This is a genomic window from Actinoallomurus bryophytorum (genome assembly GCF_006716425.1).
In the GTDB taxonomy this organism is placed as follows: Bacteria; Actinomycetota; Actinomycetes; order Streptosporangiales; family Streptosporangiaceae; genus Actinoallomurus; species Actinoallomurus bryophytorum.
This window is the reverse complement of record NZ_VFOZ01000001.1, coordinates 4,581,596-4,602,792: the sequence shown is the minus strand read 5'-3', so window position 1 is coordinate 4,602,792 and position 21,197 is coordinate 4,581,596. Positions and strand designations below refer to the sequence as shown.

Here is a 21,197-nt window from a genome sequence, read left to right as displayed (position 1 = left end):
TCATCGGCGGCCCCCGGAGCCATGCTTGCGCGCACGCGCCGGAACCCACGTTATCCACCACCCGTTTGGTGCGTACGGTAGCGGATTGGAGCATTCCAGGGCAGCGCTCTCCGTGACTCTGTGGGGCACTTTTTGTAATCGGCCCGGTCAGCGACTCCGCGGTCCGGGGCGGCCCGCCTCCTCGGCGGCCTCGTCCTCGCGAGCCCTGCCGTCAGGGGCGTGGGCGGCGATCCAGTCGCCGACCCGCGTGATCAGCCGACGGGTGGCGGCACCCTCGGCGTGACCGAAACCGGGCTCGATCCACAGCTCACGCGGCTCGGCCGCCGCGGCGTACAGCTGCTCGGCGTGCTCGACCGGCAGGAACGGGTCGGCGTCGCCGTGCACCACCAGGAACGGCACCGGGGAGATCTGCCCGGCGACGAGGTAGGGCGCCTCGGGCTCACGCACCCATCTGCGCGAGGTGATGCGCGTACGCCGCGCCAGGCGTACGGCGAGCCGGCCGGCCCGCCGCTCGATCGCCCAGTGCGCGCGGCGCATCGGCTTGGTGTCGCGGTAGTACCAGCGCGCGGGCGCACTCACCGAGACCACGACGTCCACGCCGCCGAGCAGGGCCGCGTGGCGGATGACGATCATGCCGCCCATCGAGAAACCGACCAGGGCCACACGTTCGTACCCGAGATGGCGCGCGTGGCGTACGGCCGCGTCCACGTCGAGCACCTCACGGTCACCGACGGTCGACAGGCCGCCGGAACGGCCATGCCCGCGAAGATCGATGGCGATCACGCCGCCGACGCGGGCCAGCTCGGCGGCGATCCGGCGGGTCGCGGGCTGGCGCCAGGTGCCGGTGAAGCCATGGGCGAGAACGACGCACAGTCCGTCGTCGCCGGCCAGGTAACCGGCGTCGATGCGTACGCCGTCCATGGAGTACAGGGTCAGGGGTTCGACATTCACATCCTCCATGGTGCCGTCCCCGACCCCGCGCCGACGAGCGCCGTGTGCTCGCTCACCGGCTGATGTAGTCGACCAGCTGCTCGCGCTCGGTCTCCAGCTCGGAGATCGCGGACTTGACCACGTCGCCGATGCTGACGATGCCGATGAGCTCGTCGTCGCGTACGACCGGCACGTGACGGATGCGGTGCTCGGTCATGATGGCACGCAGGTCCTCGACCTTGTCGCCCGGCGCGCACGTACGTACGGTCGCCGTCATGATCGAGGAGACCGGCGCGTCCAGCAGGCCGGCGCCTCGATCGTTGAGGCGGCGTACGACGTCGCGTTCGGAGGCGATGCCCTCGATGGTCGTCCCGTTCGAGGAGACGACGACGGCGCCGATGTTGTGCTCGGCAAGCAGCGCGAGCAACTGACGGACCTTCGCGTCCGGTTCGATGGTCGCGACTTCTCCGCCCTTGCTGCGGAGGATCTCTGAGATACGCATGGTGCTCTCTCCCGACTCGCAGTGACCGGCATCACTACGTTAACCATCCCCGCTCCCGCGGCAAAGGGCACAAGTCAAGACAAGATCACAAAGTCGGGGTCAGTGGTGAGTGGTGAGGTGCCCGTACACGATGGTGTTGCCGGTGTAGTGGTGGCCGACGAAGTCTCCGCCGCAGGTGATCAGGCGTAGACCGGCGAAGCCGACCTCGCCGTACACACGCTTCGTCGGGAAGTGAGCCTTTGACACGCGCTCGACAGAGTCCACGGTGAACGCCGCCACCGCGCCGTCCTTGCGGGTGACGTCGACCTTGTCCCCGGGCTTGAGCCGGCCCAGCTTGTAGAAGACGGCGGGGCCCTTCTTGGTGTCGACGTGCCCGACGATCACGGCCGGCCCGCGCTCGCCCGGCGTCGGCCCCTTGTCGTACCAGCCGGCCAGCTGCGCCTCCTTCAGCGAAGGCACTTCGAGCGTGCCGTCGTGTGCGAGCCCGAGAGACAGCAGCCGCGAGTGGATCCCGAGCCGCGGGATGTCGACCCGCGTCGGCTTCGACGCCGCGAGCGCGGGCCCCGGCGGCGGGCTCGCGGCCCCCGGCCGTGCCGCACCCGGAGCAGGCTGCGGCGGCCCGGAGTTCTGACATGCGTCGAACCCCAGGACCGCCGAGCCCGCCGCGATCAGGGCGGCGGCCGCCCCGGTGAGGAGGCGGCCGCCACGCGGTCGTGCCGGTGAATCAGGAACGGGCACTGGCCTGGAGACGCCGGCGGGCGAGCGGAAGAAGGCCCGCACCGCCGACCAGCAGGGACAGCCCGGCCAGACCCAGAGGAGCGTTCATCCCCTGAGTGCCACCGAAACCGCTCCGCACCGCGCCCATCGGGACGTAGTGACGACGCGGAGGCGGAGGCGCGTGCTCCACCCTCACGTGGCCACCGTGCTCACAGCAGGCGCTGTTGTGCTCGGAGGCGTAGTCGCCGCCGCCGTGGCCGTCGTCATCGTCGTCGTCGTCGCCGTTCTCCTCTCCACAGCCGTTGGCCAGGCCGCCGATGTGGCCACCAACGCCACACAGGCCACCCCGGCCGTGGTGCGAGCGGTGAATGCCGCCGATTTCGGCGTCGCCGCCCTCGTCGCCGTCGCCGTCGTCATCGCCGTCGTCGTCGTCACCCTTGGGAAGCGCCATGATGTGGTGCGTCCCGGTGTGGAGCACACTCTGGTGCGCTCCGAACCCCGTCTGGTGCACTGCCCCGAGTCCGCCTGCCGTGGTCGCCAGGGCGAGCGCAGGTGAGGCCAAGCCGATGGTCAGTGCGGCCGCTGAAGCGGTTGTCAGGGTCATAGTCTTGACCCTCATGGGTCCCCCCTTGATGTCAGCGGCAGCCCGGACTCCTCCCGGCTGCCGGCATCGCCACCGCCCCCCTCATTCCCGCAATGCGGGCAGTACGACCAAGATCACTATCCTCTTGAGCTAATGATTACGGTGCAGATCATGCGCCTTAGGAAAACGGCCGATTTCGTCCACCGCGAGAAGTGGATTAGCGTTTCTTGTCCGTCTTGTTCGGGGGTCAGCCGGTCGTCACGTAAAAGGCCGTTGTGGCCTGGTAGACGATGAGACGAGATGCTGGCCGCCGCTTTCGGCGCTTCGCCAGTGCGACAGGGAGCGACATTTGGCGGCAATTGCCGGCCGGGGGCTTGGCGGTGTGACGGGGGCCGGCTCTTGGTCCTCGGCCGTCGATGCGAGGCGCCGTACCCCATAGTGGACAGGTGCCGCTTTTCGCCTTGAAATCGCTCGGCTCGTGGCGTGCGGGGAGTGAGTTTTTCAGAGGCCAATCACCGCATAAAGCGGTGCGGGACTACTCGAATGCCGTATCGGCCCCGATAACCACCCGGTGGAATGGCGGTGGGCGCCGGACGCGCCTGGTCGCCCGGTCACGTGGTCGGGTCGTCGCGTGGCCGCGTCGTCGCCCGGTCACGTGGCCGCGTGGTCGCGTGGTCACGTCGTCGCCCGGTCGCGTGGCCGCGCGGCCGCGTCGTCGCCCGGTCGTGGCGATGGCGACGCAGAGGCGCGCCCCAGACCGCCGAGGCCACGCACGACCACGGGTGAGCGCGCGACCCGGTCAGGTGGCGTCCACCGTCAGGCGCGCCGCGTGATGGCGTAGGTGGCTCCGCTCGGATCGCCGAAGGCCACACCGAGACCACGCCCGGTGCCGCTTACTCCAGGACACGCAGCGATGGTGACGCGCGCGGCCCCCGAACCGGCCGGGGCCACATGCGAACACGCGACCTGGCCACCTGCCACCCACCCCCAACACACCCTGCGATCGCGACGGAAGCCGCACCCCGACCGGCCGAGGCCGCACGCGAACGCGCGGCCAGGTCACATGCCGGCCGCCGTCAGGGCGCGCTGCGGTGGTGGCGCAGGTGGCTCCGTTCGGATCCGCGGAGGGCGCGTGGGGTGTCGCGGTCGGCTCCGCGTCCGTCGTCGTGCCGGCCTTCGCGCCTCCCGGCCCGTACGGCCGCCCGTCCGCGTCTGCCGGCCCCCACCGCCGCCCGTCCCCGTCTGCCGGCTCGTACGGCCGCTCGCGCGCGGCGGGGGCTGCGCCTCGTGTCTCGGCCGGGCCTCCCCGGCCGGCCACGGCCGGTGCCTCGCTGGGCCGGACGGCTTTCCGGCCAGCCCTCGCGGACGTTCGTGCGGTGCTCGACACGCAGGTGGTCCAGCAGGCGGTCCAGGTGGACGAGCAGTTCGCCGCGGAGCGACCACTCGGTCGGGTCCTCCGCCGACATCCGCAGCAGGGTCTCGGCGAGGCGGTCGCGGTGGCGGTGGGCGCAGTCGAGGTACTTCCTCAGCTCGTCCTCCGCCTCCCCCGTGTCCCGCGCGACCTCCGAACGGATCATGCGCCCGTACGCGCGCATCGCCGCGGCGAGGTCCTCGAGCATGCCCGCGAGGTGTTCCTGTGCCGTCCGCCCGAACGCCGGGTCCTCCGGCCCGCGCGTGCTGTCCGCGATGGAGCGCGCGAGGCCCCGGATGGTGACCCAGTTGTGCTCCAGCGCCTCGAGGCCCGTACGGAGCGCCACAGACGCGTGCGGGAGGCCCGTCGCCCTTGGGTTCAGGCGGAGGCTGTCCTCGGCGTCGCCCAGCGCGCGGTCGACGCGGCCGAGTTCCTTTCCTAGGGTCCGCGCCCGGCTCAGCCAGCCGACGGTCTCCTCGTGGGACGGCGTACGGCGCAGGCCGGAGGCCATCTCGTCGAGCAGGCCGCCCATGCCGCGTCCGAGCTCCTCCAGTGCCTCCTCGGCGGGCTGGACACGCAGCGGGGACAGGACCAGACCGGCGACCAGACCGGTGGCGGCCCCGATGAGAGTCTCGACCACCCGGTCGGTGGCGTTCACGCCCGTTGGCAGGGACAGGATCAACATCGCGCTGATCGGCACCTCCAGGACATGCTCACCGAGGCGAAGCAGGTGGCCCAGGACGAGCGCGGCGCCGATGGCCAGGCCGAGGCTCCACCAGGTGAAGCCGAGCCCGAAGGCGAGCACCACGGCCAGCAGGACGCCGCCGACCACGCTGCCGATCCGCTGTGCCGCGCTGCGTACCGTGCGGTACAGGCTGACCTGCAGCACCAGGAGTGCGGTCAGCGGCGCGAGCGTCGGCCGTTCGCTGGTGCCCGGCACCAGCAGGGCGATGAGGTAGGACGCGGTGGCGGTCGCGGTCAGCCGGCCGACGAGCGCGGCCGTCGGCTGGGCGCGCCGGCGTACGAGTTTGAGGGGTTCGGTGACTCTGGAGACAGGCTGAGGCGTCATAGGCATCACAAAGGGGTCTTGGACTTACGGGGGACGAGGCCCGAACGGGCCACCCAGAGTCCATCGCCCTCAGCTCCGCCGGTATTCCCCTGGCGCTCAGGCGACGCGCTCGAACACCGCCGCCAGACCCTGGCCACCGCCGATGCACATCGTCTCCAGGCCGTAGCGCGCCTCGCGGCGGCGCAGTTCGTACAGCAGAGTGGCGAGGATGCGCGTGCCGGTCGCGCCGACCGGGTGGCCGAGCGAGATGCCCGAGCCGTTGACGTTGAGCTGGTCGAGGCTGGGGAGCTTCCACTCGCGGAGTACGCCGAGGACCTGGGCGGCGAACGCCTCGTTGAGTTCGATCAGGTCCATGTCGTCCAGGCTGAGACCCGCCCGGCGCAGTGCCTCGGCCGTGGCGGGTACGGGGCCCAGGCCCATGAGGTGCGGCGGCACGCCGGCCACCGCCCACGAGACGAGCCTCGCCTGCGGGGTGAGCCCGAGTGCGTCCGCCCGCTCGCGCGTGGTGACGAGGCAGACGGCGGCGCCGTCGTTCTGGCCGCTGGAGTTGCCCGCCGTGACGGTCGCGCCGTCGACGCGCATTACCGGCCGCAGGCCGGCGAGGCGTTCGAGGGTCGTGTCGGCTCGTGGGTGTTCGTCGCGGTCGATGACCTGCGTGCCCTTGCGGTCGCTCACCTCGACCGGCACGATCTCGTCGGCGAACCGGTCCTCCTCCTGGGCGGCGACGGCCAGCCGGTGCGAGCGAAGCGCCAGTTCGTCCTGCTCCTCCCGGCCGATGCCGTACTGCGCGCGGACGTTCTCCGCGGTCTCCAGCATGCCGCCGGGCACCGGATGGTCGCGGCCACCGGCGGTGACCCGGGCGCGCGCCAGCCGGTCGACCAGCTTGATCTCCGGGCCCGGCCGCCCCCAGCGCAGGCCGTCGGCGGAGTACTCCACGCCGCTCATGCTCTCGGCGCCGCCCGCGATGACGACGTCGCTCGCACCCGTGGCCACCTGCATGACCGCGTTGACCACCGACTGGAGGCCCGAACCGCAGCGCCGGTCGATCTGGATCCCGCCGACCTCCACCGGCAGCCCCGCGTCGAGTGCGGCGACCCGGCCGATGGCGGGCGCCTCGCCGTTCGGGTAGCAGTGCCCGAGGATGACGTCGCTCACCTCGGCGGGGTCGACGCCCGTACGGTCGACCAACCCGCGGATCACGGTGGCGGCCAGCTCCGCGGCGCTCACGTCGCGGAAGACGCCGCCGAATCGGCCCACGGGCGTACGGACAGGAGAGCAGACCACAACATCGCGCATGTTTTGCACCTTATGGGACATTCATCGGCGCGCCCCAGCGTCTTCCGGCTAGTGGAAGGCCGGGAGGCCGGCGCGTGCCGCGTCGATCGCCGCGGAGAGGCACCGCTTCTCGCTGGCCGCGCGGTCCCCGGCCGAGGGCTGTTCTTCGGTGTACTGCATCCGCAGGACGACGTTGCGGTAGCGGACGGTGGCCTCGCCGACGGCGACGTGCACGTCGCGGTCGATCCAGTACCGCTCGAACGCCGCGTCGCCCAGGCCGGTGACACGGCGCAGCGACCGGGTGTCGGGGGTCAGGTCCTTGACGGCCTGCTTCCACTGCGCCTCGTAGGACCAGATCGTCATGCCGGTCGCCTCGCCGTGCATGTACTTGGGCAGGAAGGCACGTGCGTCGACCTGGACGGCGCGGAAGCGGTGTCCCTTCGAGAGTGAGAACTTGCAGACGCTGGCGGTCTCGGCTCCCATCCTGTCCACCTTCGGACTGGCGGTCGGCACGAACCTTCGTACGGTGGCGGCGGGCAGGACGTCACAGGCCGTGGGGATCGTCGCGAACACCGGCGGCTGTGCCTGCTGGGCGGGCGCGCTCGGAGACGCCTTGGGCTGCGTCGGCGGGTGGGTCAGCGTGGACTGGACCTTGGGCCGTACGTCGCCGCGGCCGAACGTGAAGATGCCGATCGCGGCCAGGGCGATCGCCGTGAACACCGCGACGACCGCGCCGGCCACACCCGACCGGCGTGTCTTGACCTTGGGCGCCTCCGGCGGGGAGTACACCCGGTGGAAGGGCTCCGGTAGCCGCGGCAGACCCAATCCCTCTCCCTCCCCGGCAGGCTCGGGACGCTCGCTCGTAGAGAAGGTAACCGGAGGCCGTGCCGCGAATCCAGACTCCCTCTCGGTCGATGGCGGTGCTGCCGCCGGCCTGTGACGGGTGGCCATGCCGCTCCTTGGTTCCTCCGGGGGGCGCCTGCGGCGCCGGCTTCACGTACCGGTGCCGGTGACGCCCCGGGGGCGGGGGTCCTGTCGATTGTCGGTCCCAAGAGACACAATTCGAATGTGCTGCTTACGGAGATCGCCGAAACCTCCCGAGCTGTGGCGGCCACCTCGGGCCGCCTTGCCAAGCGCGAACTACTCGCCGACTGCCTGCGCCGCGCCTCACCCGGCGAGGTGGCGATCGCGGTCGCCTACCTGTCCGGTGAGCTGCCCCAACGCCAGATCGGTGTCGGCTGGGCGGCCCTGCGAGACCGCCCCTCTCCGGCGGCGGAGCCGGCCCTTTCGGTGGCCGAGATCGATGCCGCTCTCACCCAGATCGGGCAGGTCTCGGGTAAGGGTTCCGTGGCTACCCGGAAAGCCCTTTTGAGCGATCTGTTCGCCCGTACGACGGCCGAGGAGCACGGTTTCCTCCTCCGGCTGCTCTCCGGCGAGCTGAGGCAGGGCGCGCTCGACGGGGTCATGGCCGAGGCCATCGCCGCCGCGGCGAAGGTCCCCGCGGCGGAGGTACGCCGGGCGGTGATGTTCCGCGGGTCACTCGGCGCGGTCGCCGCCTCGGCGCTCACGTCGGGCAGCGAGGGCCTGCGGGGGTTCGGCTTGGAGGTGGGCCGCCCGGTGAAGCCCATGCTCGCCGCGAGCGCCCCCTCCGTCGAGGCCGCGATGGAGAAGGTCACGCCGGCGGCCGTCGAGTGGAAGCTCGACGGCATCCGGGTGCAGGCGCACGTTCTCGACGGGGAGGTCCGTCTGTTCACCCGCACGCTGGACGACATCACGGCACGGTCGCCCGAGGCGGTCGCCGCGCTCGGCGCCCTGCCCGTACGCAGCGCGGTCTTCGACGGCGAGCTGATCGCGCTGCGCGACGACGGCCGGCCGCATCCGTTCCAGGTGACCTCGGCACGAGTGGCGAGCCAGGGATCAGGGGTGCCCGCCGTGCCGCTGTCGGTGTTCCTGTTCGACGTGCTCCACCTCGACGGCACCGACCTGATCGACCGTCCCGGCTCGGAACGCAACGGGGCTCTGACCGGGGCCGTGCCCGAGCCGCTGCGGATGCCGCGCCTCGTCACCGAGTCGGCCGAGGACGCGACGGCGTTCTTCCAGGACGCGCTGGCCCACGGCCACGAGGGCGTGCTCGTGAAGTCGCTGGACACCCCGTACACGGCGGGCCGCCGCGGTGCCGGCTGGATCAAGGTGAAACCGAGGCACACGCTCGACCTGGTGGTGCTCGCGGTCGAATGGGGCCACGGCCGGCGGCAGGGCAAGCTGTCCAACCTGCATCTGGGCGCCCGCGACCCGGAGTCCGGCGGGTTCGTGATGCTGGGCAAGACGTTCAAGGGCCTGACCGACGAGATGCTCGACTGGCAGACCGAGCGCCTGCTCGCCCTGGAGGACAGGCGCGACGACTGGACCGTGCACGTACGGCCGGAGCTCGTCGTGGAGATCGCCTTCGACGGCGTGCAGCGGAGCAGCCGCTATCCGGGCGGCCTGGCCCTGAGGTTCGCCCGGGTGCTGCGCCACCGCCCCGACAAGTCCGCGGCGGAGGCCGACACGATCGAGAGCGTCCGCGCCACCGCGGCGTTCTGAGCCGGACTCAACGGGCACGACCGGCACGGTGGAGGGCGAGGACGGTCAGCGTCGCCGGACCGCGCCGCAGCACGCCGTCGTCGAGCGGCACGCATCGCACTCCGCCGTGACCGCGCAGCCCGCGGAACGCCCCGGGCGCGAGCACGACGTCCATCCACGCGCACGGTTTCGCGGGGCGGTGGGCCTGGAAGCGGACCTGGCCGTCGCCGGAGTCGAGCGCGAAGACCGCGCCCTCGAAACGCGCGCCGTGCTCGTCGCGGCCGGAGGCCAGTTCGTCGACCGGAAAGCCGCGCAGCACGATGTTGCGGCGCACGAGCAGAGGGTCGGGTGCCGAGGCGAGGCCGAGTTCTTCGCCGAGGTCGTCCAGCGCTCCAGCGTCGAACACGGTCACCGCCGCCTGGCGATGAGCGGCGTGGTTGAAGTAGCGGTCGCCGACCAGGCCCAGACCGGCGCGCACCTCTACGTGATCACGGGCCACCGGAACGGGATCGGGCCGTGGTCCGTCGCCGGGGCGTCCCTCGAACGCGTGTACCGGGGAGACGAAGAGGGCCACGATCTCTACCGGTTCGGGCTCGAAAGGGCGGCTGTGCACGGGGATGACTTTACCGACGTCAGGGGTGGGGGCGGTCCGGGATTTCGTGCGGTATCCGGCCAGGTGGGATGGGGTCGCGGCGCCGGTGGTCTGCTTCCGGGGTACGGCGGCCGCGCTGTGCGCGGGGGTGGCTCGAGTGGGGGTGCTCGGGTGGGGAGCGCCCCGGTGGGCAGCGGCCGTAGCGGTCAACGTACGGACCGGACGCCCGGGACGCGCCGGGCCTTACGCGCCGGAGCCGCGCAGGCCCCCGGTGTGGTCCAGTCGAGGACGGCCCACAGCTAGGTCGTTCTCGACGGGGGTGTCGGGTGAGCGCGGTCCTGTGCGGCGGCTGGGATGGTGCGCTCGCCTTGGCGGTACCCGAGCTGGGGGCGCCGGTCCACCGAGGTGGCGGGCTGGGTGGCGGGGCTGGGTGGCGGGGCTGGGTGGCGGGCTGGGTGGCGGGGCTGGGTGGCGGGGCTGGGTGGGCGGGGCTGGGTGGCGGGGCTGGGTGGCGGGGCTGGGTGGCGGGGCTGGGTGGCGGGGCTGGGTGGCGGGGCTGGGTGGCGGGGCTGGGTGGGGGCTGGGTGGCGGGGCTGGGTGGCGGGGCTGGGTGGCGGGGCTGGGTGGCGGGGCTGGGTGGCGGGGCTGGGTGGCGGGGCTGGGTGGCGGGGCTGGGTGGCGGGGCTGGGTGGCGGGGCTGGGTGGCGGGGCTGGGTGGCGGGGCTGGGTGGCGGGGCTGGGTGGCGGGGCTGGGGATGCTATCCCGAGGCCGCGGGGGCGCGTCGGGTCATGATCGTTGGTCGGGTATTACTTGGTCGTATGGGCCTTAAGGAGTTGTATCCGCCGATCGAGCCGCATGACTCCGGGCTCCTCGATGTCGGTGACGGCAATGAGGTCTACTGGGAGGTCTGCGGGAATCCCGTCGGCAAGCCCGTGGTCTTCCTGCATGGTGGGCCGGGGGGTGGTCTCCTGCCCGGTTTCCGCCGGTTCTTCGATCCGGCCGCGTACCGGGTCGTGCTGTTCGACCAGCGCAACTGCGGGCGCAGCCGGCCGAGTGCCGGGGACCCGCGGGTCGTGCTCGAGCACAACACCACCCCGCACCTGGTCGCCGACATGGAGCGGCTCCGCGAGCAGTTGGCCATCGACCGCTGGATGGTCTTCGGCGGAAGCTGGGGCAGCACCCTCGCCCTCGCGTACGCGCAGGCACACCCCGGCCGTGTCACCGAAATGGTGCTGCGCGGCATCTACCTCGTCCGCCCGTCCGACGAGAGCTGGTCGTTCACCCCGACCGGCGCCGCCCGCCTCTTCCCGGCCGAGTGGACCGCGTTCCGCGACGCGATCCCCGTCGGCGAGCGGCACGACCTGGTCGCCGCCTACGGCCGTCGCATCGGCGACCCGGATCCCGCCGTCCACCTTCCCGCGGCCCGCGCGTGGATGGGCTGGGAGTTCTCGGCCAACACCCTGCTCCCCGTCGACCCGCCGGAGCTCGACGACGCCACCATCCTCACGTTCGCTCGCATCACCCACCACTACATCAGCAACGGCGGGTTCCTCCCCGAGGAGGGACTTCTGGCGGGCATCGACCGCATACGACACATTCCCGCCGTGGTCGTCAACGGCCGTTACGACATGAAGACACCGCCCGACCAGGCATGGGCTCTGCATCAGGCCTGGCCCGAGGCCGAGTTCCACATCGTCGAGGACGCGGGCCACGGCGGCTCCGAACCCGGGACCCGTCACCACCTGATCGATGCCACCGACCGCTTCCGTCCCTGAACACCGGTCCCATCCCTGAACACCGCAGGGACGTTCCCGGACCGTGGTGGCCACGGGCCCGCCGTCGCCGCATGGCCCCAGGGCATCCCCGGCGGCCGGGCCGCCACCTCCGGGCCGCCACCGCACGGACTCGCCACCACACGGACTCGCCACCACACGGACTCGGCACGATGCCGCCGGCCAGGCGGCAAGCCAGGAGTCCGGTGCCGCCCGGTCACCCGCATCGACCGTCGAAACGCCGCCACTACACCCGGCGCGATCTGCGGAGCCGGGCTCCGCGAGCCCCGTTCCGCACGCGGGTCGTAAGGGCCACTCCCCGCGTCGTGTGGGCGCGGGCCTGCGTTAGGGGTCGCGGTGGGCGAAGAGAACGGGCCCTGCCCGAACGTGGGCTGGAGGATCAGCGACGCCGCCACTACACCCGACGCGATCTGCGGAGGCGGGCTCTGCACGCCCCGTTCCGCACCCGGGTCGCAAGGGCCACTCCCCGCGTTGTACGGGCGCGGGCCTGCGGTAGGGGCTGCGGTGGGCGAAGAAGAACGGCCCCTGCCCGAACATGGGCGGGAGGATCAGCGACGCCGCCAGCGGTGGTCCTGGAAGATCAGGTCGTGGCGCCCGGCGATGAACTCCTGTACCCAGATCTTGACGCGGATCAGCGGCCGCCGGAGGCGTTCTTCCCGGCGTAGGGCCCGGCGCAGTTTGCGGGTCTCCGTCCCGTATCTCCAGCGGGCCCAGGGCGAGCCCGGCCGGGCCAGCCGGATGGCGCTCACCACCAGCACCACCGGCAGGAACAGACCGAGCAGGCCCGTCCAGATCTTGCCCTTGAACAGCGTGACGATGGCCAGCGCCAGGTTGATGAGCAGGTTGGCGAGGACGAGCAGGAACACGCCGGTCGGGACCGTATGGTCCGGGCCCAGGTCGTGGACGTCGCTGAAGCCGATCGGGCGTACGCCGACCAGGATCAGGCCCGTCACGGCCAGGGCGATGAAGACCGCGTCGATCGACGCGCGGCCCTCCTCCATCCAGTAGACGTCACGCAGGTGCAGGATCAGCGCGAACTCGTCCAGCACCAGGGCCGCGCCCACGCCGAAGACGCTCGCCGCGGCGGCGTACCAGATCGTGTAAGCGTCCGGGATCGACAAAGCCGACACCCCGCCGACGAGCATCAGCACCACGCCGAAGACGACATGGTGAATGTGCAGGTCGCCGACCTGCACATTTTTGAACCACCAGCGGACTTTTGCCCTGATCAGCCGCACGTTGATGCGTACCGCCACAAAAGAGACGATGAACGCCACAAAGAAGCAGAACAGCGGCAGTCGGCCGGTATCAATTATCCGTTGCGCGAAGAACTCCCCCACGTTTCGCCCCCGAGTTCGTACACCCTCATCATGACCCATTCCGGCCGTCGGTGACGATTGACACTGGGGGAAATACCAGGTCAGCGAAGTCTAAAGGTACTCAGCCGTTGAGGCGCACCGGGTTGACCAGGTCCGCGTAGATCAGTAGGGCACCCATCGTGATGATCACGGCGGCCATGGCATAGGTCAACGGGAGCGCCTTGGCGACGTCCACGTGTCCCGGGTCGGGCCGGTGGGCCAGCCGGGCGATGCCACGCTTCAGGCCCTCCCACAGCGCGCCCAGGATGTGGCCGCCGTCCAACGGCAGCAAGGGCACGAGGTTGAACATGCCGATGGCGAAGTTGACCGTGCCGAGCATCATCAGGAAGAAGGCGAACTTGTCCAGGCCCGGCTCGTCGGAGGCGGCGATCTCACCGCCGATGCGGCTCGCGCCGACCACGCCGATCGGCCCGTTCGGGTCGCGCTTCTTGTCGCTGAAGGCGGCGTTCCAGACGCCGACCATCTTCTTCGGCATGTTGATCAGCGAGCCGACCGTGCGCGTCGTCAGGTCCGTCATGGCACTCACGACCGTGCCCGGGCCCTGGCGTTCGCGGGCGCTGGTCGGCGTGATGCCGAGGAAGCCGACCTTCTCCGTCTTGTCCGGATCGGTGAGCGACTGCATCTCGTTGGTCGTGACCTGCACACTCAGGGCCAGGTCCTGGCCACTCCGGCGGACGACCACCGGCACCGTACGGCCACCGGAGGCGCGGATCAGCTCCTGCAGGCTCGTGTAGGACTTGACCTTGTGACCGTCGTAGGACTCGATCCGGTCGCCGGGCCGCAGGCCCGCCTGGACCGCCGGGGTCACCGGGTCGCTCGCGGTGCAGTCGCGGCCGGCCTGCGCGGCCGGGATCGCGCACTTGGACACCGCGCTGATGACCGGCTGGTAGGCCGAGACGCCGATCCCCATCACCACGATGCTGATGAACACGAACGCGAGCACGAGGTTCATGAGCGGCCCGGCGAACATGATGATGACCTTCTGCCACCACTTCTTGCGGTAGAAGACGCGGTCCTCGTCACCAGGGCCGACCTCCTCGAGGGAAGCGCCGCGCGCGGACTCGATCAGGGACTGGAAGGGACCGGTCGAGGAGCCCCGCAGCGTGCCCTCCGCGTCACCTCGGCGCGGCGGCAGCATGCCGATCATGCGGATGTAGCCGCCCAGCGGGATCCACTTGACGCCGTACTCGGTCTCGCCCGTGTGCCGCGACCACATGGTCGGGCCGAAGCCGACCATGTACTGCGGCACCCGTACCCCGAACAGCTTCGCGAACGACAGATGGCCCAGCTCATGCAGGGCGATCGAAGCGAGCAACCCGAAGAAGAAGACGACGATGCCCACCACGAACAGCCAGCTCATGCGTTCACGCTCCACATCCGTCGTGCCGGAGGCGCGCCGGAGCAGCGGACGGCCCCGGGATCCCCAGTCGCATAAGCGTATGCCGTAAAACCAAACTCATGTCAGGAAGCCCCGCAGCAGTGCTCCGGTGCCCTCGAGATGTTCGGCCACGGCGCGTCGCGCGGCGTCCGGGTCGCCCGCCAGGATGGCGTCGACGATCGCGGCGTGCTGCACCGCCGCGTGCTCGATGTTGCGCTGCAGGACGGGGATCGCGCCCAGCAGGTCGTTGAGGCGCATCCGCGCGTCGGCGCCGGCCGCGGCCAGCAGCGGCGATCCGGTGAGCTCGCCGATGGTCAGGTGGAAACGGGTGTCGAGGCGCCGGTAGTCGCCGGGCTCGGCCTGGTCGGCCGCCCGCAGGCAGTGCCGCAGCCGCTCGACCTCCTCCTCGGTGAGCCGGCGGACGGCCAGTGCCTGTGCCGCGCCGGTCTCGACCGCCATCCGGAACACCAGGGCGTCGCTGAGCTGGGCCCCCATGCCGGCGGCGACGCGTTCGAAGTCGCCGTGGCGGGGCTGCGGAGGCCGGTACGTGACGAACGTCCCACCGAAGCGGCCACGCCGCGACTCGACGTACCCCTCGTGCTGGAGGGCGCGGATCGCCTCGCGGAGGGTCACCCGGCTGATGCCCAGGCGTGGGGCGAGCTCGCGCTCGGGCGGCAGCCGCTCGCCGAGGCCGACGACGCCGAGCTTGATCGCCTGCAGCAGCCGCTCGACCGTCTCCTCGAAGGCGTTGCCCTCGCGCACCGGGCGGAAGACCGCCGAGGCCGTGAGGTCGACCGGCCGATCGCTCAACGCGGGCCGCCTTCATCCATGCCGATCAGAGTAGGGCCTGCCTCGAAGTCTCCGTCCGTAGGACAGCGGGACTTCGAGCCAGGCCCCTGTGAGCGGACGGCCGGGCGGGTCGCGCCCGGCCGCCACAGGTCACGCCGGTGCGGGCCCCGGGTCCAGGTCGCCGGACTCCACGACGGTGTCCGCGGTGCCTGCCTCCTCGACCGTACGACGGGGGCCGGTGAACCAGCTGCGCGCCGACAGCAGCCACCAGCCGCCCACGAGGATGAGGAGGGCGCCGAGCGCGATCGGCGCGTAGTTCACCGCACTCCAGCTCCACGCCTTGTTGCCGGGTACGCCGGCGGGGGCGAGCGGCATGATGAAGTAGATCGAGATCACGATGATCTCGATCACCGCGATCCAGCCGAGCACCTTGTACTTCGACCCCAGCGTCCACGGGCCCGGCCGGAACCGGTCGCCCATCCTCAGCCGCAGGTAGATCGGGATGAGGAAGGCGAGGTACAGGCCGATCACCGCGATCGACACGACGGCGTAGAACGCGACCGGCGTGCCGGTCGGGCTCTTGTACAGCGCCGGCAGGGTGAGCACGAGCGCCGCGATGGTGCCCATGATGATCGCGTTCACCGGCGTGCGGTTGCGGTTGACCTTCGACCACAGCCGCCAGCCGGGGATGCCGCGGTCACGCGAGAAGGCGTACGTCATGCGGGACATGCTCGTCACGCAGCTCATGCCGCAGTAGAACTGGCCGACCACCGAGACCGCGATCACGATCTTCGCCAGTGTCGGGCTGAGCGCGCTGGTGAAGATCGCCGTGACGGAACCCGCCGCGGCGTTGACGCCCTTGGTGTCGGTCGCGGCGAACAGGAAGGACAGCAGGAGGATCCAGCCGCCGATGGCCGAGTAGGCGATGGACCGCCACAGGCCCTTGGCCGCCGACGTCGCCGCGTCCTTGGTCTCCTCGGAGACGTGCGCACACGCGTCGAACCCGGTGATCGTGTACTGGGTCAGCAGGAAGCCCAGGGGCAGCACGTAGAACCAGTACGTCCCGCCCGAGAAGCCGGAGTTGTTGATCCGCTCGGTGAAGACGAACTTCAGGCTCTGGTGCGAGTCGGGGCCGAAGATCAGGATCAGCACGATCAGCGCCACGCCGAAGACGTGCCACCAGACCGAGATGTTCTGCAGCAGCGCGACCAGGTGGTGACCATAGATGTTGATCAGCGCGTGCAGCACCAAGATGATCAGGAACAGCAGGAAGACGAAGCTCAGGCCGCCGTCCCATCCCTTGTGCAGCATGCCGAGCAGCACGTTGAGGAAGGTCGCGCAGCCGTAGTCGACCGACGCCGTCACCGCGACGAGGCCCACCAGGTTGAGCCAGCCGGTGAACCAGCCGTGCACGGGCCGGCCCATGGTGGCCGCCCACCAGTAGATGCCACCTGCGGTCGGATAGGCCGAGACCAGCTCGGACATGCAGAAGCCGATGATCAGGATGAAGCCGGCGATGAGCGGCCAGCCCCAGGTGATGGCGATGGGGCCGCCGTTGTTCCACGCCTGCCCGAATGTCGTGAAGCAGCCGGCCAGGATGGAAATGATGGAAAAGGAGATGGCGAAGTTGGAGAAACCGCTCCAGGACCGTTCAAGCTCCTGCGAATAGCCGAGCTCGGCGAGTCTCTTTGCGTCTTCGTCGAGGTGAGTGGCCATCAAAGCCTCCTCGAATCGTGGCGAGGGATGGGGGTCGGGGACCGGCGAGGAGCTCCGGTCCCGTGCCGGCGCCGGGAGCTGGTCCCGCCGCCGACGTCTTCGGGTGAGCCGAGACACCGGCTCACGTGACGGCTCTCCCCCGATGAGCCGTCAGGTCGATCAGCCTGCCGAGGTCCGGGTCGGTGAGGTCGCGCAGCGCCTGACCCCACTTGTCCGCCGCCTCGGCGTCGTAGTCGAACGCGGCGTCCGCCGCCCGGTGCGACAGCAGGCCATGGTGGATCGCGAACCACAGCGTCCACGTGAAGTTGGAGACCAGGAGGTAGAGCCGTACGCGGGCCAGCAGCGCGTCCGACATCGCGTCGCCGAAGTACGCCGACGCCAGCACCTCCACCCGGGAGGGCTCGAAGTCACCCTCGGCGGCGATGTCGCCGAGCTCGAAGGCGGGGTCGTTCATGCCGGACAGCTGGTAGTCGATGATGCGCACGTCGCGCCCGTCGTCGATGAAGTTCTCCGGCAGCAGGTCGTTGTGGCACGGGACGGCGGGCAGCGGCACGCGTTCCATGGCGCGTTCGATCACGGCGAGCACCGGCAGGTGGTCGGCGTAGCCGTCGGGGACCGGCAGGCCGTGTTCGCGGCACCGGCCGAAGAGCTCCTCGGCCTTGCGGAAGATGCTGAAGTGTCCCGCGAACCCCATCGGCCCGTCGTGCAGACGGCGGCAGGCCGCCGCGAGCCGGGGAATCATCTCCGGGCGCCGCACGTCGTCACGGGACAGCGTCGCGCCGTCGATGTACTCCAGCACCATCGTGTCGCCGATGACGTACAGGACGGCCGGGCCCACGCCGGAACGGGCCGCGCGGATGGTGTTCTGGATCTCCAGCCGTGCTGGGACGCCGAGTCCGGCCGCGCTCACCGCGGGATCGAGCACCCGCATGACGTACGGCACGCCGCCGGCCTCGACCCGCAGCACGTGATGGCTGAGGCCGCCCTTCAGCGTGGTGCAGGCGATCGCGCCGCCGGAGCCGAGCCCCGCTTGCGCCATGATCTCCGCCACGCCAAGCGCCATCGTCCGTCCAACGGTCGCGGTCGCATGGACTGCCCTTAACCCATTCGAAACATTCGAGCAGCCCAGCCAGCTGATGTTGTTCCGGAAGTCTGCGATCAGCGCCGGTCGGCGTCAAGAGGGCGCGAAAAGTTTATTCGGTCGACCTTTATCCCTTTTGGTATGTCCAAAAAAGTGCTAGAAGCGAGGTCCGTGAGCGAGCGAAGCGAGTGAACCAGCAAACACAGCACCCTGGTCACTTCCCCGACGGAGGAGGCCACATGACCGAGGAAACGGATGACACTCTCCGGCGTAGGGCGTGGGAGGGCGTCGCCGACGCGATCCGGCAGGGCGGGTACGGTCCCGGCGGCCGGCTGCCGCCCGAGCGCGAGCTGGCCGACCGGCTCGACGTGAGCCGCTCGACGCTCCGCCTGGCCCTGCACGATCTCGAGCGTGCCGGGATCATCCTGCGGCGGCCCGGCCGGGGCGGCGGCACGTTCGTCGCCGCGCCCAAGGTCGAGCGCGACCTCGGCAGCTTCGCCGGGCTGGGCGAGTACATCCGCAGGCAGGGTCTGGTCGCGGGCGCGCGGGTGATCGCGGTGGCGCTGGCCGCGGCCGAGCCGTCCGTGGCCGAGGCCCTGCGGCTCGGAGCCGCCGAGCCGGTCGTCGCGATCACCCGGGTACGCCTCGCCGACGGCGAGCCGATCGCGCTCGAACGCTCACGCTTCCCGGCCGGGCGCTTCCCCGGGCTGGCCGAGCAGGCACTGGGCGGCTCGCTCTATGACCTGCTGCACGAGAGGTACGGCGAGGCGCCGGAGCGCGCGGTCGAGCGGATCGAGCCGGTGGCCGCCGAGGACGAGGCCGCCGCCCTGCTCGACGTACCGGCGGGCACCCCGCTGCTGGCCGTCGAGCGCGTCGCCTACAACCGGGCCGGTGAGCCCATCGAGCACGCGACCGACCTGTTCCGCGGCGACCGTACCCGCGTCGTCGTCTGGACCAACCCCCCGGAGGACCGACCGTGACCGCCAGCAGCCTGCCCGCACGGGCCCGCATAGTGATCGTCGGCGGTGGCGCCGGCGGGACGAGCATCGCCTACCACCTCGCCGAGCTGGGCGAACGCGACGTCGTCCTGGTCGACCGCGCCGACCTGACCAGCGGCTCGACGTTCCACTCGGCCGGCCTGGTCGGGCAGCTGCGGTCCGACCCCACGCTGACCCGCATGAACATGTACTCCGTGGAGCTGTACCGGCGGCTCCAGCGGGGAGAGAACCCTCCGGGCTGGGTCGAGTGCGGCGGCATCCGCCTCGCCGGGACTCCCGAACGGATGGAGGAGATCCGGCGCCAGGTCGGCTGGGCGGCGGCGTACGGGCTGCCGCTGGAGGAGATCTCCGCCGGGGAGGCGAAGCGGCTGTTCCCGCTGATGAGCACCGAGGGCGTGCTCGGCGGGGCGTACCTGGCCACGGACGGCTACCTGGACCCCTCGCAGCTGACGTACGCCCTGGCCGCGGGCGCACGCGCGGGCGGCGTACGGATCTTCACCGGCACCCGCGTGCTCGGCGTCGGCGTCGAGGACGGCCGGGTCACCGGGGTGCGCACCGACCGGGGCGACGTCGAGGCCGAGATCGTCGTCGACTGCGGCGGGATGTTCGCCGCCGAGATCGGGCGGATGGCGGGCGTACGCGTGCCGGTCGTGCCCATGTCGCACCAGTACCTCGTCACCGAGCCCCTGCGCGAGCGCGACGGTACGCGGCTGCCCACTCTGCGCGATCCCGACAACCTGCTCTACTTCCGTGAGGAGGTGGACGGCCTGCTCATGGGCGGGTACGAGCGCCGCTCCGCGCCCTGGGCGCTGGACCGCGCCGACCAGGACGCCATCCCGGGCGACTTCAACGGGCGGCTGCTGCCCGAGGACTGGGACCGGCTCGAGGAGATCACCGCCAACTCGCAGCGGCGCGTCCCCGCGATGGCCGACGCGGGCATCCGCAAGCTCATCAACGGACCGGAGGCGTTCACGCCGGACAACGAGTTCTGCCTCGGCGAGACGGAGGTCGCGGGGTTCTTCGTGGCGGCGGGGTTCTGCGCGCACGGCATCGCGGGCGCGGGCGGCATCGGCCGCGTCATGGCCGAGTGGATCGTGGCGGGCGAGCCCTCGATGGACGTCTGGCACATGGACATCCGGCGGTTCGGCGCGCACTACCGGTCGCCGTCGTACACCCGCAAGCGCACGGTCGAGAACTACGAGACCTACTACGACATCCCTTATCCGGACCGCGAGCGGTCGGCCGGGCGCCCGCTGCGGGTCTCCCCCGCGTACGGCCTGCATGCGGAGCTGGGCGCGGTCTTCGGTGAGAAGGCCGGATGGGAGCGCGTCGAGTACTACGCGTCGAACGCCGGCGACGGCGGCTCGCCGCGGCCACGCGGCTGGGCCGGGCGCGGCTGGTCCCCGGCGATCGGCGCCGAGCACGCGGCGGCGCGCGAGTCCGCGGCGCTGTTCGACGAGTCGTCGTTCGCCAAGATCGAGGTGACCGGGCCGGGCGCCGCCGAGCTGATGGAGTGGCTCTGCGACAACGAGGTGGCCCGCGCGGTCGGCGCCGTGACGTACACGCAGTGTCTGAACGCCCGTGGCGGCATCGAGTGCGACTTCACCGTCACGCGTACCGGACCGGAGGCGTTCCTGGTCGTCACCGGCACCGCGTTCGGCACTCGTGACCTGGCCTGGATCCGTACGCACGCGCCGCACGACGGCTCGGTGCGGGTGGCGGACGTGACCGGCGCGTACGCCTGCTTCGCGCTGTGGGGGCCGCGGTCCCGTGAGCTGCTCGGCGGCCTGACCCCGGCGGGTCTCGGCAACGCCGACTTCCCGTACCTGTCGTCGCGGGAGATCACCGTCGGGGATGTCCCGGTGCGGGCGCTCCGCGTGACGTTCGCCGGCGAGCTGGGCTGGGAGCTGTACTGCTCCAGCGAGTACGGCGCGGCGCTGTGGCGGACGCTGGCGGCGACCGGCGCCGTGCCCGGCGGCTACCGCGCGATCGACAGCCTGCGCCTGGAGAAGGGCTACCGGGTATGGGGTGCGGACCTGTCGCCGGACGTGACGCCGTACGAGGCGGGGCTCGGCTTCTGCGTACGGCTCGGCAAGCCCGGCGGTTTCCTCGGCGCCGCCGCACTCGCGGAGGCCCGCGAACGCGGGCTGACCCGGCGGCTGCGCTGCCTGACGCTCGACGACCCACGGGCGGTGTGCCTGGGCAACGAGCCGGTACGCGTGGGCGGCGAGGTCGTCGGCCGGGTCACCTCGGGCGGGTACGGCTACACCGTCGGGCGCTCGATCGCCTACGCGTACCTGCCCGTCGCGGCCGGCGAGGTGGGCACCAAGGTCGAGGTGGGCGTCTTCGGTACGTGGGTCCCCGCCGTGGTCGCACGCGAGCCGCTGTACGACCCATCCGGCGGTCGCGTACGCGCGTAGG

At 71.2% G+C, this 21,197-nt stretch carries 17 protein-coding genes; 4 read left to right on the top strand and 13 right to left on the bottom strand.

Translation table 11 applies throughout. The features are described from left to right. Window positions 1–147 precede the first annotated feature (147 nt). The 7 genes from FB559_RS21810 to FB559_RS21780 form a co-directional block, all read right to left on the bottom strand. Window positions 148–960 (bottom strand): alpha/beta hydrolase, encoded by an 813-nt coding sequence (locus FB559_RS21810; protein ID WP_141957358.1) that lies wholly within the window; start codon window positions 958–960, stop codon window positions 148–150. A 43-nt stretch (window positions 961–1,003) separates the two neighbouring features. After that, complete coding sequence (locus tag FB559_RS21805; RefSeq protein ID WP_141957357.1) at window positions 1,004–1,432, bottom strand: CBS domain-containing protein; 429 nt, start codon at window positions 1,430–1,432, stop codon at window positions 1,004–1,006. A 99-nt stretch (window positions 1,433–1,531) separates the two neighbouring features. After that, window positions 1,532–2,170: a class F sortase gene (locus FB559_RS21800; RefSeq protein WP_185792331.1), complete on the bottom strand. Its 639-nt coding sequence runs from the start codon at window positions 2,168–2,170 to the stop codon at window positions 1,532–1,534. Beyond that, window positions 2,157–2,768, bottom strand: coding sequence for a hypothetical protein (locus FB559_RS21795; protein WP_141957355.1), 612 nt, complete (start codon window positions 2,766–2,768; stop codon window positions 2,157–2,159). The genes FB559_RS21800 and FB559_RS21795 overlap by 14 nt, the downstream gene beginning before the upstream one ends. 1,040 nt (window positions 2,769–3,808) lie before the next feature. After that, a complete protein-coding gene (locus tag FB559_RS21790) occupies window positions 3,809–5,212 on the bottom strand; it encodes an FUSC family protein (protein ID WP_185792330.1) in 1,404 nt (467 codons plus the stop codon). A 96-nt stretch (window positions 5,213–5,308) separates the two neighbouring features. Further along, entirely contained in the window at window positions 5,309–6,508 is a 1,200-nt protein-coding gene (locus FB559_RS21785; protein ID WP_141957353.1) for an acetyl-CoA C-acetyltransferase, read from the bottom strand. A 48-nt stretch (window positions 6,509–6,556) separates the two neighbouring features. After that, entirely contained in the window at window positions 6,557–7,312 is a 756-nt protein-coding gene (locus tag FB559_RS21780; protein WP_141957352.1) for a hypothetical protein, read from the bottom strand. 243 nt (window positions 7,313–7,555) lie between these two features. Here FB559_RS21780 and FB559_RS21775 point away from each other — a divergent pair, with 243 nt between their 5' ends. Further along, window positions 7,556–9,070, top strand: coding sequence for an ATP-dependent DNA ligase (locus tag FB559_RS21775; protein WP_141957351.1), 1,515 nt, complete (start codon window positions 7,556–7,558; stop codon window positions 9,068–9,070). A 7-nt stretch (window positions 9,071–9,077) separates the two neighbouring features. On the opposite strand, the gene FB559_RS21770 is transcribed toward FB559_RS21775, so the two are convergent. Next, entirely contained in the window at window positions 9,078–9,662 is a 585-nt protein-coding gene (locus FB559_RS21770; protein WP_141957350.1) for a molybdenum cofactor biosysynthesis protein, read from the bottom strand. 798 nt (window positions 9,663–10,460) lie between these two features. Here FB559_RS21770 and pip point away from each other — a divergent pair. Beyond that, window positions 10,461–11,417: a prolyl aminopeptidase gene (gene pip / locus FB559_RS21755; RefSeq protein ID WP_141957348.1), complete on the top strand. Its 957-nt coding sequence runs from the start codon at window positions 10,461–10,463 to the stop codon at window positions 11,415–11,417. 566 nt (window positions 11,418–11,983) lie between these two features. Here the strand turns inward: pip and FB559_RS21750 are convergent. The 5 genes from FB559_RS21750 to FB559_RS21730 form a co-directional block, all read right to left on the bottom strand. Further along, window positions 11,984–12,775, bottom strand: a complete 792-nt coding sequence (locus tag FB559_RS21750; RefSeq protein ID WP_141957347.1) for a hypothetical protein — start codon at window positions 12,773–12,775, stop codon at window positions 11,984–11,986. 100 nt (window positions 12,776–12,875) lie between these two features. Further along, window positions 12,876–14,174: a M50 family metallopeptidase gene (locus tag FB559_RS21745; RefSeq protein WP_141957346.1), complete on the bottom strand. Its 1,299-nt coding sequence runs from the start codon at window positions 14,172–14,174 to the stop codon at window positions 12,876–12,878. Window positions 14,175–14,270: 96 nt separating this feature from the next. Next, window positions 14,271–15,002: a FadR/GntR family transcriptional regulator gene (locus tag FB559_RS21740; protein WP_141957345.1), complete on the bottom strand. Its 732-nt coding sequence runs from the start codon at window positions 15,000–15,002 to the stop codon at window positions 14,271–14,273. Window positions 15,003–15,131: 129 nt separating this feature from the next. Beyond that, the gene (locus FB559_RS21735) at window positions 15,132–16,697 is read right to left on the bottom strand and encodes an amino acid permease (protein WP_141957344.1); all 1,566 of its coding nucleotides are present in this window, start codon (window positions 16,695–16,697) and stop codon (window positions 15,132–15,134) included. A gap of 121 nt (window positions 16,698–16,818) precedes the next feature. After that, on the bottom strand, window positions 16,819–17,760 hold the full coding sequence (locus FB559_RS21730; RefSeq protein WP_141957343.1) for a phosphotransferase: 942 nt from the start codon (window positions 17,758–17,760) through the stop codon (window positions 16,819–16,821). A 257-nt stretch (window positions 17,761–18,017) separates the two neighbouring features. Between FB559_RS21730 and FB559_RS21725 the strand changes: the two genes are divergently transcribed. Together FB559_RS21725 and FB559_RS21720 are read left to right on the top strand one after the other, a co-directional pair. Then, window positions 18,018–18,758 (top strand): GntR family transcriptional regulator, encoded by a 741-nt coding sequence (locus FB559_RS21725; RefSeq protein WP_141957342.1) that lies wholly within the window; start codon window positions 18,018–18,020, stop codon window positions 18,756–18,758. Then, complete coding sequence (locus FB559_RS21720) at window positions 18,755–21,196, top strand: GcvT family protein (RefSeq protein WP_246121875.1); 2,442 nt, start codon at window positions 18,755–18,757, stop codon at window positions 21,194–21,196. Before FB559_RS21725 ends, FB559_RS21720 begins: the two co-directional genes overlap by 4 nt. Window position 21,197 lies beyond the last annotated feature (1 nt).

Bases quoted from the DNA above. Each gene is read 5' to 3' on its own strand.
- FB559_RS21810 (WP_141957358.1), bottom strand. From the start codon at position 960: ATGGAGGATGTGAATGTCGAACCCCTGACCCTGTACTCCATGGACGGC.
- FB559_RS21805 (WP_141957357.1), bottom strand. From the start codon at position 1,432: ATGCGTATCTCAGAGATCCTCCGCAGCAAGGGCGGAGAAGTCGCGACC.
- FB559_RS21795 (WP_141957355.1), bottom strand. From the start codon at position 2,768: ATGAGGGTCAAGACTATGACCCTGACAACCGCTTCAGCGGCCGCACTG.
- FB559_RS21790 (WP_185792330.1), bottom strand. From the start codon at position 5,212: ATGACGCCTCAGCCTGTCTCCAGAGTCACCGAACCCCTCAAACTCGTA.
- FB559_RS21785 (WP_141957353.1), bottom strand. From the start codon at position 6,508: ATGCGCGATGTTGTGGTCTGCTCTCCTGTCCGTACGCCCGTGGGCCGA.
- pip (WP_141957348.1), top strand. From the start codon at position 10,461: ATGGGCCTTAAGGAGTTGTATCCGCCGATCGAGCCGCATGACTCCGGG.
- FB559_RS21745 (WP_141957346.1), bottom strand. From the start codon at position 14,174: ATGAGCTGGCTGTTCGTGGTGGGCATCGTCGTCTTCTTCTTCGGGTTG.
- FB559_RS21735 (WP_141957344.1), bottom strand. From the start codon at position 16,697: ATGGCCACTCACCTCGACGAAGACGCAAAGAGACTCGCCGAGCTCGGC.
- FB559_RS21730 (WP_141957343.1), bottom strand. From the start codon at position 17,760: ATGGCGCTTGGCGTGGCGGAGATCATGGCGCAAGCGGGGCTCGGCTCC.
- FB559_RS21725 (WP_141957342.1), top strand. From the start codon at position 18,018: ATGACCGAGGAAACGGATGACACTCTCCGGCGTAGGGCGTGGGAGGGC.